Below are 16,490 nucleotides of genomic sequence, written 5' to 3' on the forward strand. Positions count from 1 at the left end.
GAGCGCAAATCAACAGCCAAGTTTAACATTGCTTTGTAAAAGGCAGGTCTAGGACCTGCCTTTTATTTGATGGTATGAATTTGAAAAGGTATACTGAAATAGTGAGTATACATAATTGGGAGGGTTTCTACAGATGATTAATCAGGAACGTCTTTTAAATGAATTTTTAGAACTTGTACAAATTGACTCGGAAACAAAATTTGAGACTGAAATTGCAAAGGTTTTAAAACAAAAATTTTCTGATTTAGGTCTTGAAGTTTTCGAAGACGATACAACGGCTGTGACTGGACATGGTGCAGGAAACTTAGTATGTAATTTAGCAGCTACTAAGGAAGGAATTGATCCGATTTATTTTACCTGCCATATGGATACCGTTACTCCTGCGAAAGGAGTAAAACCATCGATTAAGGATGGCTATGTTGTAACCGATGGTACAACAATCTTAGGTGCGGATGATAAAACAGGTATTTCTGTTATGCTTGAAACCATTCGTGTTTTAAAAGAACAGAGCATAGAGCACGGCTTAATTCAATTTGTTATTACGGTTGGTGAGGAATCAGGTTTAGTTGGTGCAAAAGCCCTTGACCCTTCCTTAATGAAAGCAAAATATGGCTACGCGCTTGATAGTGATGGTTTAGTTGGTAATGTGGTTGTAGCGGCTCCAACCCAGGCAAAAGTAAAAACGACTATTTATGGAAAAACAGCTCATGCGGGTGTCGCTCCAGAGAAAGGGGTTTCGGCGATCACCATCGCTGCCAAAGCAATTTCCAGAATGCCATTAGGAAGAATTGACCACGAAACCACAGCAAATATTGGCCGTTTTGAGGGTGGTTCTGCTACAAATATCGTTTGCGACCGAGTTGACATTCTAGCTGAAGCGCGTTCCCTGATTCCTGAAAAAATGGAAGCACAGGTCAGCAAGATGAAGGAAGCGTATGAGACGGTTGCAGCCGAAATGGGCGGCAGAGCAGAGGTAAATGTGGAAGTCATGTACCCAGGCTTCAAATTCGGCGAAGGCGATCAGGTAGTAGAAATCGCCCGAAAGGCTGCTGGGAAAATCGGCCGCAGCTGTGAATTGCAGCATAGCGGCGGGGGCAGTGATGCTAATGTAATCGCTGGATTCGGCATTCCTACTGTTAACCTTGCAGTTGGTTATGAAGAAATCCATACAACTAACGAACGCATGCCGATTGAAGAGCTATACAAGTTGGCAGAAATGACCATTGCGATTATTAACGAAGTAACCAATCAATAGTATTGAAGGAGGGCTAAGGGCTCTCCTTTTTGTTATACTTAAACTATCAATTGTTTTAGGAAGTGTGTCGGCTTGAAGGAAATGTATCCGAAGAATGGTCGTGTCATTTTACATGTGGATATAAATAGCTTTTACGCATCTGTTGAAATGGCGTATGACCCATCTCTTAAGGGAAAACCGCTAGCCATTGCTGGAAACGCAGAGGAAAGACGAGGAATTATCGTCACCTGCAGCTATGAAGCCAGGAAATTCGGTGTGAAAACAACGATGCCACTTTGGGAAGCAAAAAAGCTTTGTCCGCAGTTAATCGTAAAAACTCCCAATTTTGAGCGCTACCGGGCTGCGTCTATGGGGATGTTTGACATCCTAAGGCATTACACAACACTAGTAGAACCTGTTTCGATTGATGAGGGTTACATGGATATTACGGAAAGCTTTCAATTTGGCAGTCCAATTGAAATAGCAGAAAGCATCCAAAATAGAATACTTAAGCAGCTGGATTTACCCTGCAGCATCGGTATTGCTCCGAATAAATTTTTAGCAAAGATGGCATCAGATATGAAAAAGCCGCTGGGGATTACCATCCTCCGCAAGCGAGATATTTCAGCAGTGCTTTGGCCGTTAAACACAAGCGAAATGCATGGAGTGGGTAAAAAGACAGCAGAAAAACTAACGACTATTGGGATTCACACCATCGGTGATTTAGCAAAGGGCAATGAAATTCAATTAAAAACCCTATTAGGAATCAATGGAGTCCGCCTGAAAGAACGGGCAAATGGAATGGATCAACGGCCGGTTGACCCTGAATCCATTGAGGAGTTTAAAAGCATTGGCAATTCCACAACTCTGCCTCGAGACATCAGCAATCAGCAAGAGCTTTTTCATGTCCTTGAGTCGTTAGCTGAAACTGTTTCTGTTAGGATAAAGCGAAAAAATGTTTTGGCTGCAACTCTGGGAATTACCATCCGTTATAAAGATCGCCGAACAATTACCAGAAGTAGAAAATTAGCGAACCCTGTTAATCATAAAGACGATATTGCAGCGTTTGCGAAACAGCTGTTTCTTAAATCCTGGAATGGTGATGCCATTCGTTTGTTAGGAATAACTGGTTTTGATTTAGTTGAACAGGATCAAGCTTTTAAACAGTTAGACATATTTTCATATGAGCATGATGCAAAAAAGGAACCGTTACTTAAAACTCTTTCCGGCCTCCGTGAAAAGTATGGGAAAAATATTATTGAAAGTGCTGGAACTCATAATATTGATCCTGTTCATAAAATTGGCACAGGCACAAGCTTTAATAAGGATTTTCTTCGTTCTTTTCCCCAGAAAAAAGAGGAAGAAGAGTAAAAAGCTCCACATTGCCCATATAGAGCAAGTGGAGCTTTATTAATTATTTGCAAATATCTACTTCTAAATCTGTTACTGGCCACCAGAAGAAGCCGTCTTTTTCCAAAAGCTTATCTGCTGCATCTGGTCCCTTCGAACCGGATACATAATTTGGGAAATCTGCTTTTGTTTTCTGCCATTCAGCTGAAATTTTGTCTACAAACGCCCAAGAATAGGCAACTTCATCCCAATGGGTGAAATTCGTGGCATCGCCGCGCATACAGTCATAAAGCAGCTTTTCGTACCCTTCAGGCGTATTCATTGCATGAATGCCAGTATTTGCAAAGCTTAATCTTACTTCTTGTGCGTCCAAATGACCACCTGCTTTTTTTGCATTTAGATGCAAAGTGATTCCCTCTTCTGGCTGAATATGAATAACAAGGAGATTTGGGTTCAGCATTTTTTCGGTTTGGTAATATAGATTCATTGGAATATCTTTAAATTGAATGACAATTTTGGTCGATTTAACCTTTAGTCTTTTTCCTGTTCGAATATAAAAAGGAACGCCGGCCCAGCGGAAATTATCAATCATTACTTTTCCAGCCACATAGGTTTCAGTATTGGATTCTTTATCGACCATTGGCTCATCACGGTATTTTGGAACCGAATTTTCATCCATTTCACCTTCGCCATATTGCCCGCGGACGAAATATTCATTTACTTCGTCACCTTCGACTGATCGGAGCGCACGAAACACTCTGACTTTTTCAGACCGAATTTCATCTGTTGTAAGCCGGATTGGCGGCTCCATCGCCAGTAATGCGACCATTTGCATCATATGGTTTTGCAGCATATCTCTAAGGGCGCCGCTAGACTCATAATAGCGCCCGCGTTCTTCTACACCAAGGGTTTCGCTGGAAGTAATTTGGATATTGGAAATGTATCGATTATTCCAAAGCGGTTCAAAAATGGCATTGGCAAAACGAATGACTTCGATATTCCGCACCATTTCTTTTCCTAAATAGTGATCGATCCGGTACACTTCTTTTTCCGAAAAGGCGGTTCGAATTTGTTTGTTTAATTCCTTTGCGGATTCTAAATCATGCCCGAATGGTTTTTCAATGACAAGCCGCTTGTAGCCCGATACATCTGTAAGCCCATCAGATTTTAAATGCAAGGCGATTGGACCGAAAAATTCCGGTGCCATGGCTAAGTAAAAAATCCGGTTTCCTTCCAGTTTATGATGTTCATCAATTTGGTCAGCAAAGGTTTTTAAGGAGCCGTATGAACTTGAATCTGACACATCATGAGGTTGATAATAAAAATGCGAGATGAATTCATCAATATTTTCCTTGTTTCCAAGTGCCGATACAACGGAGTCCCTTACAGATGCCTGAAAAGCATCATTAGGCATAGATTTCCTGGCAACGCCAATCACAGCAAATTTATGGAATTTCCCTTTATTGTATAACCGGTACAGAGAAGGGAAAAGCTTCCGTTTCGCTAAATCCCCAGTTGCTCCAAAAATCATGATTAAAGAAGTCATGTTTTCTTCCACGTTCAAAGCCCTCATTTCTAAAGTTTGATGCATATGTAGTTTGTACTTAACAAGTATTTAATTTAGCGCTTATGAATAGGTTTCGCAAATATAATGATTTGCATGTATCAATTTAGTAGGACATAACGGGCTAAGAAGCAATCCGCAGCAGTTTATGCTATAGTAATTGGAAGTAGGTTCGGTATAGAGAGGAGATTTAATTTTGGACATTTTTTTCTTAGGAACCGGCGCAGGAATGCCTGCAAAGCTTCGCAATGTAACGGCCATTGCCCTTAAACTATTGGAGGAACGCGGGGCAGTCTGGTTATTCGATGCCGGTGAAGCAACGCAGCATCAAATTTTACATACATCGATTAAACCGCGGAGAATTGAAAAAATCTTTATAACCCATCTTCATGGGGATCATATATACGGTCTTCCAGGTCTGTTATCGAGCCGGTCTTTTCAAGGTGGAGATACCGAAGTAACAGTATATGGACCGAAAGGGATCAAAGAGTTTATTCATGTTAGTTTATCTTTAAGTCAAACCTATTTAAAGTATCCGTTGTCTGTTATTGAAATCTCCGAGGGTATCATTTTTGAAGATGATCAGTTTTCCGTCGAAGCTCGTTTGCTCGATCACGGAATCCCATCCTATGGATATCGGGTGGTCGAAAAGGACAGGCCTGGTACGTTGCTTGCCGATAAGTTAATTGAAGCAGGCGTCCAGCCTGGCCCTATTTTTAAAAAGATTAAGAACGGTGAAGCTATTACACTTGATGATGGCAGTATCATTGAGCCGCATCATTTTCTTGGTCCTGAGCAAAAGGGGAGAATCGTTACCATTTTAGGAGATACCCGATTTTGCGAAAATGCGATTTTGTTAGCAAAAAATGCTGATTTGTTGGTTCACGAAGCGACCTTTTCAAAAGGAGAAGAAAAATTGGCTTCCGACTATTTTCATTCAACGACCCATCAGGCTGCAGAAATTGCTAGAGAGGCCGGATGTAAGCAGCTGTGCTTGACTCATATCAGTTCACGGTATGATCGAAATGACTGGAAAGAATTAGTTGACGAAGCAAAAGAAATTTTTCCTAATACGGACATATCTGAGGATTTTAAAGAAATTAATATTCCGCTTAATTAATAAAAAAAGCACTTACCGAAATTTAGTAAGTGCTTTTTGTCTTTTATATCCAGCCGCGCTCATATTGTTTTGGTCCTTCAATGCTGACACCAAGTTCTTTCGCCGCGTTTCTTGGCCAGTATGGATCTCTTAGTAATTCACGTGCTAAAAAAACTAATTCGGCCCGTTCGTTTTGTAATATTTCTTCTGCCTGAATCCCGGAAGTGATTAAGCCGACTGCACCGGTAGGGATGTCAGCACCATTCTTAATCGTTTCGGCATATTTAACCTGATAGCCCGGATAAACATTAATGCGTGCTGGAACGACTGCGCCTGAGCTTACGTCAATTAAATCGACACCCTGTTCTTTCATCCACTGAGAGAAGATTACGTAATCTTCCGGCTTTAAGCCTTCTTCATGGTAATCATGAGCGGAAACACGCACAAAAAGGGGCCCATCCCAAACTGCTTTGATGGCATCAATCACTTTTTGCAAGAATCGGTAACGATTTTCAGCTGATCCTCCATATTCATCGGTTCTTTTGTTGGAAAGAGGTGAAAGGAATTCGTTTATCAAATATCCATGCGCCCCATGAATCTCAATTACATCAAAGCCAGCCTTGGCAGCCCGCTCGGCACCCTTCTTAAAAGCCTCCACGGTTTCTTCAATTTCGGATTTTGTCATTTCCCTTGGCGTTTTCATTTTATCATTGAAAGCTAGCGCGGAAGGGGCAACAATTTCTCCTTCTAGCATCGCTTTTCGACCTGCGTGGGCAAGCTGGATTCCCATTTTGGCCCCGTGTTCTTTACCAAGCTTAACTAGTTCTTGGAATCCTGCAATATGGTCATCATTCCAGATGCCTAAATCCTGTGTTGAAATCCGTCCCTGAGGTGTTACGGCTGTTGCTTCTACTATAATGAGGCCGACTTGGCCAACTGCTCTGCTTGTGTAATGCGTGCGATGCCAATTTTGAATATGACCATCCTCATTATGACTGGAATACATGCACATTGGTGCCATGACAATTCTGTTTTTGAATGTGACACCTTTAATTGTATAAGGAGTAAATAATTTAGCTGTCATGTTAAGGAGCCTCCTTCAACTGTTATATTAACAATCATAGTATAGCAAAAGGCTCCAAGATAATTAAAAATTCTGCTTCAGTCGTTATCTCTAAGCTCGCTTAATCGGTAGGTGGTGCCTCTCCAGACTATTCCCCCGCGTTTAAACGTAATAATGCTTGCTCTAATAATTGAATAAATAAACAGCAAGGCCGTAATCGGAAATACAGCAAATAGAAAAGGGGAGAATCGCGTCATTTTCTTCACGATCATCCAATACAGAATGCCGCTCGCAGCAATATTTCCTAAACTGAGCAGGGCAATGGTTTTATTTTTTGAAAAAATAGTCACAAAGGGAAGCACATGAGTGACAAAGACTCCAAATATCGAGAAAAGGACCATGCTGACCCGATAATTTAGTCCGGCAAAAGTATTTTTTTCAAGACCCACAAATGCCTCTTTTAAGCTGCCATACCATTCGACTTCAATTAATTTGAGCGCGGTGACAATTCTTTGCCGGAATCCTGCTTTTTTCATTTTCATCCCCAGCTGCAAATCATCATCCGGACGCATTTTCACTTTTTCATGTGTACCAAACTGTTTATAGGCCGCTTTTGATACGAGGTTAAACGCCCCGATTCCCGTGCCGATTTTCGACTTTGGGTTATTTGCAGACCATGGCCGCTTAAAATAGGAGAATCCAAATAGGAAGAAGGCGACAAAGGTTTTCAGCCAAAAATGGTTTGCGTTAAGATTTGGTGCCGCCGTTAAATGATCAAGCTGGTGTTTGTCAAAATAATGGAGGGCCTTTGCGAATGCTTCTTCGTCATACTTTACATCCGCATCGGTAAACAATAGCCATTTACCCGAGGCCTTTAGAGAGCCTTGATATAAAGCATGATTTTTCCCAAGCCAGCCCTCAGGCAGGTCCTTAATGTGGAGAACTTTTATTCGCGAGTCTAGTTCCATTAATTCATCCATGATTTTTCCGGTATGATCAATTGAACGGTCATTGACAAGAATCCATTCCACATTTTTATAGGTTTGCTTCATTTGACTGATAATGCTTGATTTTATTTGTTTCTCTTCATTACGGGCTGCCACAATTACCGACAATAATGGCCCATTTTCTAAGCATTCTTCGCTTTCAAGCGAGTCTAAATTTTTAAAACCAAAATGAGCATCTACGAGAAAAACAATCCAAACCAGGATGCCCAAGGAGAATAAAACGGTAAGTATGGTGTCCATATCCTCAGCCCTCTAAAATCATGTGTTTACTATTAGTTTAAGAGAACTGTGGATTACGATACAACTTTTTAAATTGTTTTTCCTACCTTAAGCTGTGAACAGAGGGTATCTCCCATTTTCCTAGATTGGGCAGTCGCTGCTTTAATACAGGAAATGAATGCCTCTTGAACCCCGTTTTCCTCTAAAATCCGAATGCCGGCTTCCGTAGTGCCGCCTGGACTTGTCACTTCTTTCCGCAATTGTGTCGAAGTTTTACTGGAGTTTTTAACCATCTCTGCCGCTCCAATCAACGTTTGCACAATTAATTCACTTGCCATTTCCTTTTCCAATCCAACCTCTACAGCACTTTTTTCCATTGCTTCAATCAGGTAATAAATATAGGCTGGTCCGCTGCCGGACAAACCTGTTACAGCATCGAGCTGTTCTTCGGCAACAAAGGCTGCCAGGCCGACTGTTCCAAACAGCTTTTTTGTAGTTTCTAGCTGTTCTGTGGTGACACGGTTATTAACAGCGATGGCGGTCGCCGATTTTCCTACTGCCGCAGATGTATTAGGCATAGACCTGGCGATGGAGAGGGATTTATTCGCTAGAGTCTCAATCGTATTCATCGATACCCCTGCTAGAACGGAAACTACCAGCATTTTCTCGGTTAAATGCCCGTGGATATAGTCGATTGCAGATGCCGCATCCTTTGGCTTCATTGCTAACATGACAATGTCGGCCCCATCAAAAAGTACATTTAAATCATATGTTCCGCGGACACCATATCGTTCTTCTAGACGATGTAATCGTTCTTGATTTGAATTATTTGTTACCCATACATTTTTTTTATCAATTAATCCATTTTCTAGAATGCCGGAAATAAAGGCTTCAGCCATCGAACCTGCGCCAACAATTGCGATTTTTTTCATCATAAACCCTCCCTAATGTTTTTAAAAAAAACAAAAAGACCCTTCATCCACAAAGGACGAAAGGTCTAGCTTCCGCGGTACCACCTTCATTTACCCAGTTGGAACTATACACAACAAGGTTCACTCGACTCCGTTAACGCCGGACATACGTTAGGTTTTCCTAAATGCTCATAAGGTAGGTTCAATGATTAAGCGGGCGGTGAAGCCTTTCAGCCTTCGAGCTTCACTCTCTTTCGCCATTTCTCATTTACTAGCCTTACTCATCGCTTCGAACAAATGAAATTTTAATAGTGATTATGCAAGAAAAATAGCCTGTCTGTCAAGAAATAAATTTAAAGAATTTTTTATTTTTTCTAAAAAATTATGTAAATATAATGACATTGGAAAAAATAATCGTTACACTTTAAATTAACCATTATGTTAAGGGGTTTTGAATATGACTGAATGGAAAGATGGAATTGCCAAGATTACGTTGCCGACTCCTTTTGCCGTTGGCGATGTTAATGTTTATTTGATTAGGGGAGAACGTTTAACGCTTGTTGATACGGGAGCGAAAACGGAAGAATCATGGAATTCCCTTACAGAACAAATGGCTGAATTAGATTTAAGCCCTAAGGATATCGAGCAGGTAGTTCTTACTCATCATCACCCTGATCATGCCGGGATGCTCGATTTTTTCCCCGATTCGTTAGAGGTGTATGGGCACCCGCTGAATGAAAGATGGATTCATCCAAATGAAGCTTTTTTTCAAGAACAAGAACATTTTTTCATAGAGCATTTTAAGGAGTTTGGATTACCGGAGGAATATTTTGCGATACTTCCAAAACTAAGAAAGACGATGAAGTATATGTGTAATCGGCCGCTTTCCGGACATCTCTTGGAGGGCATGAGACCTCCGGGACTACATGACTGGAAGGTACTCGAAACCCCTGGTCATGCCCAAAGTCAAATTGCGCTTTTTAGGGAAAAGGGCGGAGTTTTGATTGGCGGGGATTTAATACTTGCCCATATTTCACCTAATCCATTACTTGAGCCGCCGGTGCCGGGAGAAAAAAAGAGGCCTAAGCCGCAGCTTCAGCATAACGATTCGATGAAAAAGCTGCTTCACTATCCAATTCATTCTGTCTATACTGGTCATGGTGATGAAGTCTATCAGTTAGCTGAACTAATTGAAAAAAGGCTAACCCGCCAGCATGAACGTGCGATGACGGTAAAAACTTGGCTTGAGGAAGAGGAACTTACTGTATTTCAAATCTGCCAGCGGCTGTTTCCATCCGTCTATCAGCGTGAATTGATGTTGACGATTTCGGAAACGGTTGCTCAGCTTGACTATTTGGCTTCTATCGGAGAGATTATTAGTAGAGATGGTCAGCCTGTGGTATATCAAGCAAAACCACGGGATTAACTCTGATGGGGTGTATAAATGGTTAGGGAACAGTTAAAGGGGAAAAATATTGTGATTACCGGTGCATCCGGGGGGATCGGAGCGGAAATTGCCAAGCTTTGTGCGGCGAGCGGCGCTAATCTTGTCCTCCTGGCACGAAGCCTCGATAAGCTGGAACAACTGAAGGCAGTATTGCAGCAAAAGTATCAAGTAAGAGTGGATGTTTTTCAGCTTGATGTGTCTGATACTGATCAAGTTCAAAGCGTTTTTAAGGAGATTTTTGCAGAAATAGGACAAGTAGACATACTTGTAAATAATGCAGGCTTTGGGGTTTTCCGTGAAGCGCATGAAGCCCCGATTGATGAAATTAAGGGAATGTTTGAAGTAAATGTTGTTGGGCTGATGGCCTGTACCAACATGGTGCTGCCGAAAATGCGCGAGCGGCGCTTTGGGCATATTATTAATATTGCTTCACAAGCTGGAAAAATTGCCACTCCGAAATCAAGTGTCTATTCTGCCACTAAGCATGCTGTTCTTGGCTACACCAATGCTCTTAGGATGGAGCTTTCCGACTATAATGTTCAGGTCACCTCCGTGAATCCAGGGCCAATTGCCACTAATTTTTTTAACATTGCCGATGAAAAGGGCACTTATGTTAAAAATGTTCAACGGTATATGCTACAGCCTGAGTATGTGGCAAAGAAGGTCGTTGACAGCATGCTGACGAAAACGAGGGAGATCAATTTGCCGCGTTGGATGAATTTTGGAAGTGTTGCCTATGTTCTATTTCCTCGGTTGTTCGAGCGGCTGGGAAAACGAATGCTCAGTTCTAAGTAAGGGAAAAGCTGCCTGGTCAAGGCGGCTTTTTGTATGGGAGCAATTCTATAAAAATGTTATAATGGGTAATCTAAATGACCTCAGGAAGGAGTCCGCTTTTGAATATAAGATTACACCAAAAAATGATTAAAGAAATGTGCGGGACTGTCTCCTTCAAAAGAGGCGAGGCTTTCTACCGTTCCAACAAAGTAACCTTTGAATATTACGGTCCTGACCGATGTGAAGCAATAGTATCTGGAACTGAGGACTTCCATGTTGTGATTGAAAGGGAAGACAACGGTGGTTTTCGATCAAAGTGCACCTGTCCTGTGTTGACTTCCTTTCAAAAGGATTGTCAGCATATTGCGGCGGTATTGCTAGCTATCCACGACCATCAACGTAAAGGAACCACTCCCTTTCGAGAGGTTTCTTCAAACAGTGGGGAGAATTTAGCTGAAGGCGTGCTGAACCTCTTCAATAACCAGCCGATACGCTCTAGTCGGCATCAGCTTCATTTTGAAAATAGAACCGTGCTTGAAGTCGAACTTACCTGTGAACCCATTTTGATTGATGAACAGTACCTACTCGGAATGGAGATAAAGATTGGACCAATAACAGTACCGAACATCCGGGACTTTCTTAGCGCCGTCGATCAGGGACGGCCAATTATGGTTTCTAGCCTATTCAGCTATGAACCTTACTTGCATTGCTTTCAACCTGAAATTGATTCCGTGATTAAGAAACTAATACAAGTGATTCAAGATAATAAGCACACTGGCGAGTCAGAACTTCTTCCTATTCCGCCATCTTCCTGGAAGGAGCTACAGCCATTGCTTACGAAGGCACCATTGGTGAAGCTTAAATACAATGGCAATACCTATGATAGTTTAATTGTTACAGCCGAGCTGCCTCCGTTAAAGTTTGAATTTGGCGAGGCGGAAGGCACTGGCTATTTTCTTAAAGTCAAAGGATTATCTAATATGATTATCTTAGATTCATACGGGTCTGTTTTATCTGCAGGGAAAATCGTCACGATGAAAACGGAGGACTGCCAGCGGTTGTCCGATCTTAACCATCTGCTGGATGCATCAGGAACGAATCAAATTTCCATCCCTCAGGTACAAATCCAGCATTTTTTAGAAAAAGTAGTTCCTGGCTTAAAAAAAATAGGTTATGTCCAGCTTTCTGATGCACTGGCAAAAGAGTATATGAAAACGCCGCTAATTGCCAAATTGTACTTGGACCGGGTGAAAAATCGCCTGCTAGCCGGGCTGGAGTTTCATTATGATCATGTTGTTATCAATCCTTTGGAGAAGCAGGATATTCATGCTGGTTCTAGAGTAATCCGAGATGAGGAAAAGGAGAGCCAGATTTTACAGCTTATGGAGGAGAGCTCATTTTCCAAAACTGAAGGCGGTTATTACCTTCACAATGAAGAATTAGAATATGAGTTTCTTTACCATACTGTCCCGAAGCTTCAAAAGCTAGTGCAAATTTATGCCACAACAGCTGTAAGAAACAGGATTTTTAGAGAGAATCCCCGCCCGGGCTTGAGAGTAAAGGTGAAAAAAGAAAGAACAAACTGGCTCGAATTTAAATTTGAACTAGGAATTCCTGAGCAGCAAATTAAAGAAGTTTTAGCGGCCTTAGAGGAAAAGCGGAAATATTATCGTCTCCGGAATGGTGCGCTATTGTCATTAGAGACACGGGAGTTTAAGGAAATCCAACGGTTTTTAGCGGAAATACCAGCGGAGAAGAAAAATCTTGAAGACAGCTTCGAGCTATCGATTATGCAGGGACTGCCGCTGCTTGATTCCGTTGATGACAGTCAGGTGTTCATCGCAGAAGAATCCTTTCGTCAGTTCCTTGAAAGTCTCCGCAATCCTGGCAGCTTGGAGTTTGTGGTGCCATCTAGTTTAGAGTCCATTTTACGCGACTATCAAAAACGCGGTTACAAGTGGATGAAAACACTAGCCCATTACGGGTTTGGTGGAATTCTGGCTGATGATATGGGCCTTGGAAAAACGCTGCAAAGCATCTCGTTTATTTTATCGGAGCTTTCGATTATCCGTTCAAAGAAGCAGCCAGTTCTAATCGTCTGTCCTTCCTCTTTATCGTATAACTGGCTGAGTGAAATAATGAAATTCGCTTCGGAAATTCAAGCTGTTGTCGTGGATGGCAATCAAGTTGAGAGGCATCGTATCCTGAAGGAAGCTTTGCAAATGGACGTGGTTATTACTTCGTATCCTTTACTGCGGCGGGATCTCAAATGGTACGAGAAACAAGAGTTCCACACTGTCTTTTTTGATGAAGCTCAAGCCTTTAAGAACCCGCTGACTCAAACGGCACGAGCGGTAAAAAGGCTGAAGGCGGATTATCGGTTTGCCTTGACCGGAACACCGGTGGAAAATTCTCTCGAAGAACTCTGGTCCATTTTTCATGTTGTCTTTCCTGAACTATTTCGTGGCTTAAAGGAATTCTCAAACCTATCAAGGAAAAAGATCTCCCGGAGAGTCCGTCCATTCTTATTGCGCAGGATGAAGGAAGACGTCGTTTCCGAGCTTCCGGAAAAAATAGAGTTTACGGAATCAGCAGAACTTCTTCCAGACCAAAAGAAGCTGTATGCCGCGTATTTGGCCAAGCTTCGAGAGGTTACACTTAAGCATTTGGACAAGGAAACTATCCGGAAGAACCGGATAAAAATCCTCGCAGGTTTAACGCGCTTGCGGCAGATTTGCTGTCATCCGGCTTTGTTTGTGGACGGTTACAAAGGCAGCTCTGCAAAATTTGAAATGCTGATGAGACTTATTGAGGAATCCAGGCTTTCAGGAAGGCGGGTGTTGATTTTCTCCCAGTTTACAAAAATGCTCGGTCTTATAGGGAGAGCTTTAGCGGTTAAGGACCTTCCTTTTTTCTATCTTGATGGGGCTACTCCGTCTGAAGAACGCTTGGAAATCTGCAATCGATTTAATGAAGGGGAACGTGATTTTTTCCTTATTTCGCTTAAGGCTGGAGGTACAGGGCTTAATTTGACGGGAGCGGACACGGTCATTTTGTATGACATTTGGTGGAATCCGGCGGTCGAGGAACAGGCCGCAGACCGGGCTCATCGCATTGGCCAGAAAAATGTTGTCCAGGTCATCAAGCTTGTTTCCCGGGGCACCATCGAAGAGAAAATCAGCGAACTGCAGGACAAAAAAAGACAGCTGATAGAAGAAATCATTGACTCCGAGGAGCAGGGCAAATCCGTATTAACCGAAGAGGATATACAAGAAATATTATCTTAAAATTGTTTATGGAGAATTCTTGCTTGTTTTCTCAATCGAGTTCTTTTATGGGACAATTTGCATAGAATTCCCGCTGGTTTTTTCTCATAGAGCTCTTCTATGGGACAGTTTGCATGGGATTGCCACTGGTTTTGTCCCATAGAGTCCTTCTATGGGACAATTTGCATGGAATTCTCGCTGGTTTTGTCCCATAGAGCTTTTCTATGGGACAGTTTGCATGGGATTCCCGTGGATTTGTCCCATAGGGCTCTTCTATAGAATCACCCCGTTAAAAATTCATACACCATATCATTTACTACCTCATATAAATCCGCATTCGGTTCTTCGTCTTTTGTTTGAAGAATCCGATTCACAAGTGCCTCCAAATCTTTCTCATCAACAGGCAGCGAATCCGCCTCATAATACTGTTTAAAACAATTCTTGATCATTTTAACGACTAATTTTTTCTCCATAAAAAGCACCTCATCGTTATTATACTGTTTTACCGCTTAATCTCCATCTAAAAAAACAGTCAAAAAATTTCCATTGAACGAGAACGTATATTCGCTTATCATAATAAATATAATAATAAAGAACAAATGTTCTACTTTTTGGAAAACTGTGAGGGGAAAGCCATGGTGGATTATAGCACACTGCCGCAAAATAAAATTCTATGTGTGGATATGAAGAGTTTTTATGCAAGCTGTTCGGCTGTTATGAGAGGTCTTGACCCATTGAATTGCTATTTAGCGGTGGCGGGCAACTTGGATCGGCAGGGAAGTGTCGTGCTTGCTGCTTCCCCGCGCCTCAAAAAGGAATTTGGGATTAAAACAGGTTCACGGCTATTCGAGATTCCAAAAGACCCAAGAATTCAAATTGTTGAGCCAAGGATGGCAACTTACTTACGTGTTTCAACTGAAATTTCCCGTGTCTTTAACCGCTACGTTCCAAAAGAAGCCATCCATACGTACAGCGTCGATGAAAGCTTTATTAAAGTCGATGGCGCGATTCATTTATGGGGGGATGCCCGGACGATTGCTGAAAAAATAAAGGACGATATTGAACGGGAATTTCAGCTGCCGTGCGCTGTCGGCATTGGCCCGAACATGCTCATGTCAAAGCTTTGTCTGGATCTGGATGCAAAGAAAAAAGGAGTGGCCGAGTGGACGTATGAAGATGTAAAGACAAAGCTTTGGAATGTATCCCCGCTTAGGGAAATGTGGGGAATTGGCCGGCGTGTCGAAAAGACATTAAACGGAATGGGGATTTTTACGGTTGGCCAGCTGGCCCGCTATGATTTAGAAAAGCTGGAAAAGAAGTTCGGCATTATGGGGAACCAGCTTTATCATCATGCCTGGGGAGTGGATCTTTCTGAACTGGGAGCCCCAATCATTCAAGGGCAAATCAGCTTTGGAAAAAGCCAAATTCTCTTAAGGGATTATAAAGAGGAAAAGGAAATCAAGGCCGTTATTTTAGAAATGTGCGAGGAAGTGGCCCGAAGAACAAGAACGCGCCGAAAAGCAGGGAGGACCATTAGTTTCAGCGTCGGTTACAGCCAAGATGAATTTGGCGGCGGCTTTCATCGCTCCCGTACGATCAGGCAGCCAACAAATGAAACGATGGAGCTTTACCGCGTCTGCCTTGAATTGTTTCATGAAAATTATACAGGCAAGACGGTAAGACAAATTGCGATTGCTCTCGGAAATATAGTCGACGACAGCGAGCTTCAGCTCGATCTTTTTGACTTGGGGGCCTACAAGAGGCGGGAGCTTGGCTATGTAGTGGATTCGGTCCGCCGGCGCTTCGGTTCAGGCTCGCTGCTGCGCGCTGTTTCCTATACAGCTGCTGGAACTGCAAAGCATAGGGCAACACTAGTAGGCGGGCATAAAATGTAATTGGGAAAGAAGGTAGAGGCGTATGACGATTCGCGACCGCGGCAGAATCAAATGGACGTCGATGATGCTTCCTGAGCATGTGAAGTTGCTCCGGGATTGGGTAAAAGAAGATGAATACGAACAGAAAAGAGAAATGGATGAGCAGCAGCTCGAACTCATGAATGAGACCTTGTCTGAAGCAATTGAATTTGATCAATACGTTACAATTACGCATTACCATAATCGGAACTATGAAATTGTGATTGGCAAAATTCATTACTGGGACGAAATGGCCCAAAGGCTTCATGTAGTAGACCGCTTTGAAGAAGTGCACCGGATTCCGATAGATGCGATTGCCGATATAAGGCTGACGGACACATAAAAAAGCGCGGCTTCTATATGAAGCCGCGTTTCTTAATCTATTCACCTTCAGGAACCCGGACTTGTGATTCGAAATTTCCTTTATGCGAGCCATCGCAAAAAGGTTTGTTTTTTGATAAGCCGCATCGGCAGAGAGAAAAAGAAGGTTTAGTAGTATAAACATTGCCTTCACCATCTAGCAGCTCCACATCACCCGTGATTCTTAGAGAGCCGTTATCATTTACTTTGATTTGAACTTTGGACATAAACTGACACTCCTTTAAAAACATATGATACAATCATCATATGCCAAAAGAGAGGA

At 42.3% G+C, this 16,490-nt stretch carries 14 protein-coding genes; 8 read left to right on the top strand and 6 right to left on the bottom strand.

All coding sequences use genetic code 11. The features are described 5' to 3' along the window. Nucleotides 1-133: 133 nt before the first annotated feature. Both V7161_RS13880 and V7161_RS13885 read left to right on the top strand, forming a co-directional pair. Nucleotides 134-1,255 (top strand): tripeptidase T, encoded by a 1,122-nt coding sequence (locus V7161_RS13880; protein ID WP_335445757.1) that lies wholly within the window; start codon nucleotides 134-136, stop codon nucleotides 1,253-1,255. 72 nt (nucleotides 1,256-1,327) lie between these two features. Next, nucleotides 1,328-2,605 (top strand): DNA polymerase IV, encoded by a 1,278-nt coding sequence (locus tag V7161_RS13885; protein ID WP_335445759.1) that lies wholly within the window; start codon nucleotides 1,328-1,330, stop codon nucleotides 2,603-2,605. Nucleotides 2,606-2,648: 43 nt separating this feature from the next. Here V7161_RS13885 and zwf read toward each other — a convergent pair whose 3' ends face one another. Beyond that, entirely contained in the window at nucleotides 2,649-4,175 is a 1,527-nt protein-coding gene (gene zwf, locus V7161_RS13890) for a glucose-6-phosphate dehydrogenase (protein WP_420491623.1), read from the bottom strand. Between the two features lie 169 nt (nucleotides 4,176-4,344). Between zwf and rnz the strand changes: the two genes are divergently transcribed. Continuing rightward, nucleotides 4,345-5,268, top strand: coding sequence for a ribonuclease Z (rnz, locus tag V7161_RS13895; protein ID WP_335445761.1), 924 nt, complete (start codon nucleotides 4,345-4,347; stop codon nucleotides 5,266-5,268). Nucleotides 5,269-5,311: 43 nt separating this feature from the next. On the opposite strand, the gene namA is transcribed toward rnz, so the two are convergent. The 3 genes from namA to proC form a co-directional block, all read right to left on the bottom strand. Then, on the bottom strand, nucleotides 5,312-6,331 hold the full coding sequence (gene namA, locus V7161_RS13900) for an NADPH dehydrogenase NamA (RefSeq protein WP_335445762.1): 1,020 nt from the start codon (nucleotides 6,329-6,331) through the stop codon (nucleotides 5,312-5,314). Nucleotides 6,332-6,408: 77 nt separating this feature from the next. After that, complete coding sequence (locus V7161_RS13905; protein WP_335445763.1) at nucleotides 6,409-7,557, bottom strand: glycosyltransferase; 1,149 nt, start codon at nucleotides 7,555-7,557, stop codon at nucleotides 6,409-6,411. Nucleotides 7,558-7,625: 68 nt separating this feature from the next. Further along, a complete protein-coding gene (gene proC, locus V7161_RS13910; protein WP_335445765.1) occupies nucleotides 7,626-8,468 on the bottom strand; it encodes a pyrroline-5-carboxylate reductase in 843 nt (280 codons plus the stop codon). Between the two features lie 436 nt (nucleotides 8,469-8,904). Here proC and V7161_RS13915 point away from each other — a divergent pair, with 436 nt between their 5' ends. The 3 genes from V7161_RS13915 (at nucleotide 8,905) to V7161_RS13925 (ending at nucleotide 13,955) form a co-directional block, all read left to right on the top strand. Continuing rightward, complete coding sequence (locus V7161_RS13915) at nucleotides 8,905-9,873, top strand: MBL fold metallo-hydrolase (protein ID WP_335445767.1); 969 nt, start codon at nucleotides 8,905-8,907, stop codon at nucleotides 9,871-9,873. 18 nt (nucleotides 9,874-9,891) lie between these two features. Next, nucleotides 9,892-10,689, top strand: coding sequence for an SDR family NAD(P)-dependent oxidoreductase (locus tag V7161_RS13920; protein ID WP_335445769.1), 798 nt, complete (start codon nucleotides 9,892-9,894; stop codon nucleotides 10,687-10,689). 98 nt (nucleotides 10,690-10,787) lie between these two features. Next, nucleotides 10,788-13,955, top strand: coding sequence for a DEAD/DEAH box helicase (locus V7161_RS13925; protein WP_335445771.1), 3,168 nt, complete (start codon nucleotides 10,788-10,790; stop codon nucleotides 13,953-13,955). Nucleotides 13,956-14,215: 260 nt separating this feature from the next. Here V7161_RS13925 and V7161_RS13930 read toward each other — a convergent pair whose 3' ends face one another. Beyond that, nucleotides 14,216-14,407 (bottom strand): YqzH family protein, encoded by a 192-nt coding sequence (locus V7161_RS13930; RefSeq protein ID WP_335445773.1) that lies wholly within the window; start codon nucleotides 14,405-14,407, stop codon nucleotides 14,216-14,218. 162 nt (nucleotides 14,408-14,569) lie between these two features. Here V7161_RS13930 and V7161_RS13935 point away from each other — a divergent pair, with 162 nt between their 5' ends. Together V7161_RS13935 and V7161_RS13940 are read left to right on the top strand one after the other, a co-directional pair. Further along, entirely contained in the window at nucleotides 14,570-15,829 is a 1,260-nt protein-coding gene (locus V7161_RS13935; protein WP_335445775.1) for a DinB/UmuC family translesion DNA polymerase, read from the top strand. Nucleotides 15,830-15,851: 22 nt separating this feature from the next. Then, entirely contained in the window at nucleotides 15,852-16,190 is a 339-nt protein-coding gene (locus V7161_RS13940) for a YolD-like family protein (RefSeq protein ID WP_223591530.1), read from the top strand. A 37-nt stretch (nucleotides 16,191-16,227) separates the two neighbouring features. Here V7161_RS13940 and V7161_RS13945 read toward each other — a convergent pair whose 3' ends face one another. Further along, nucleotides 16,228-16,434 (bottom strand): CDGSH iron-sulfur domain-containing protein, encoded by a 207-nt coding sequence (locus V7161_RS13945; RefSeq protein WP_223591532.1) that lies wholly within the window; start codon nucleotides 16,432-16,434, stop codon nucleotides 16,228-16,230. Nucleotides 16,435-16,490: the final 56 nt, after the last annotated feature.

This window comes from Neobacillus drentensis (assembly GCF_036965425.1).
Classification (GTDB): Bacteria; Bacillota; Bacilli; order Bacillales; family Cytobacillaceae; genus Neobacillus; species Neobacillus drentensis_F.

What these genes read in the sequence shown, in the direction of transcription:
- V7161_RS13945 (WP_223591532.1), bottom strand. Translation starts at nt 16,434, where the DNA reads ATGTCCAAAGTTCAAATCAAAGTAAATGATAACGGCTCTCTAAGAATC.
- V7161_RS13915 (WP_335445767.1), top strand. Translation starts at nt 8,905, where the DNA reads ATGACTGAATGGAAAGATGGAATTGCCAAGATTACGTTGCCGACTCCT.
- V7161_RS13920 (WP_335445769.1), top strand. Translation starts at nt 9,892, where the DNA reads ATGGTTAGGGAACAGTTAAAGGGGAAAAATATTGTGATTACCGGTGCA.
- V7161_RS13935 (WP_335445775.1), top strand. Translation starts at nt 14,570, where the DNA reads ATGGTGGATTATAGCACACTGCCGCAAAATAAAATTCTATGTGTGGAT.
- V7161_RS13880 (WP_335445757.1), top strand. Translation starts at nt 134, where the DNA reads ATGATTAATCAGGAACGTCTTTTAAATGAATTTTTAGAACTTGTACAA.
- namA (WP_335445762.1), bottom strand. Translation starts at nt 6,331, where the DNA reads ATGACAGCTAAATTATTTACTCCTTATACAATTAAAGGTGTCACATTC.
- V7161_RS13905 (WP_335445763.1), bottom strand. Translation starts at nt 7,557, where the DNA reads ATGGACACCATACTTACCGTTTTATTCTCCTTGGGCATCCTGGTTTGG.
- V7161_RS13930 (WP_335445773.1), bottom strand. Translation starts at nt 14,407, where the DNA reads ATGGAGAAAAAATTAGTCGTTAAAATGATCAAGAATTGTTTTAAACAG.
- zwf (WP_420491623.1), bottom strand. Translation starts at nt 4,175, where the DNA reads ATGCATCAAACTTTAGAAATGAGGGCTTTGAACGTGGAAGAAAACATG.
- V7161_RS13940 (WP_223591530.1), top strand. Translation starts at nt 15,852, where the DNA reads ATGACGATTCGCGACCGCGGCAGAATCAAATGGACGTCGATGATGCTT.
- proC (WP_335445765.1), bottom strand. Translation starts at nt 8,468, where the DNA reads ATGAAAAAAATCGCAATTGTTGGCGCAGGTTCGATGGCTGAAGCCTTT.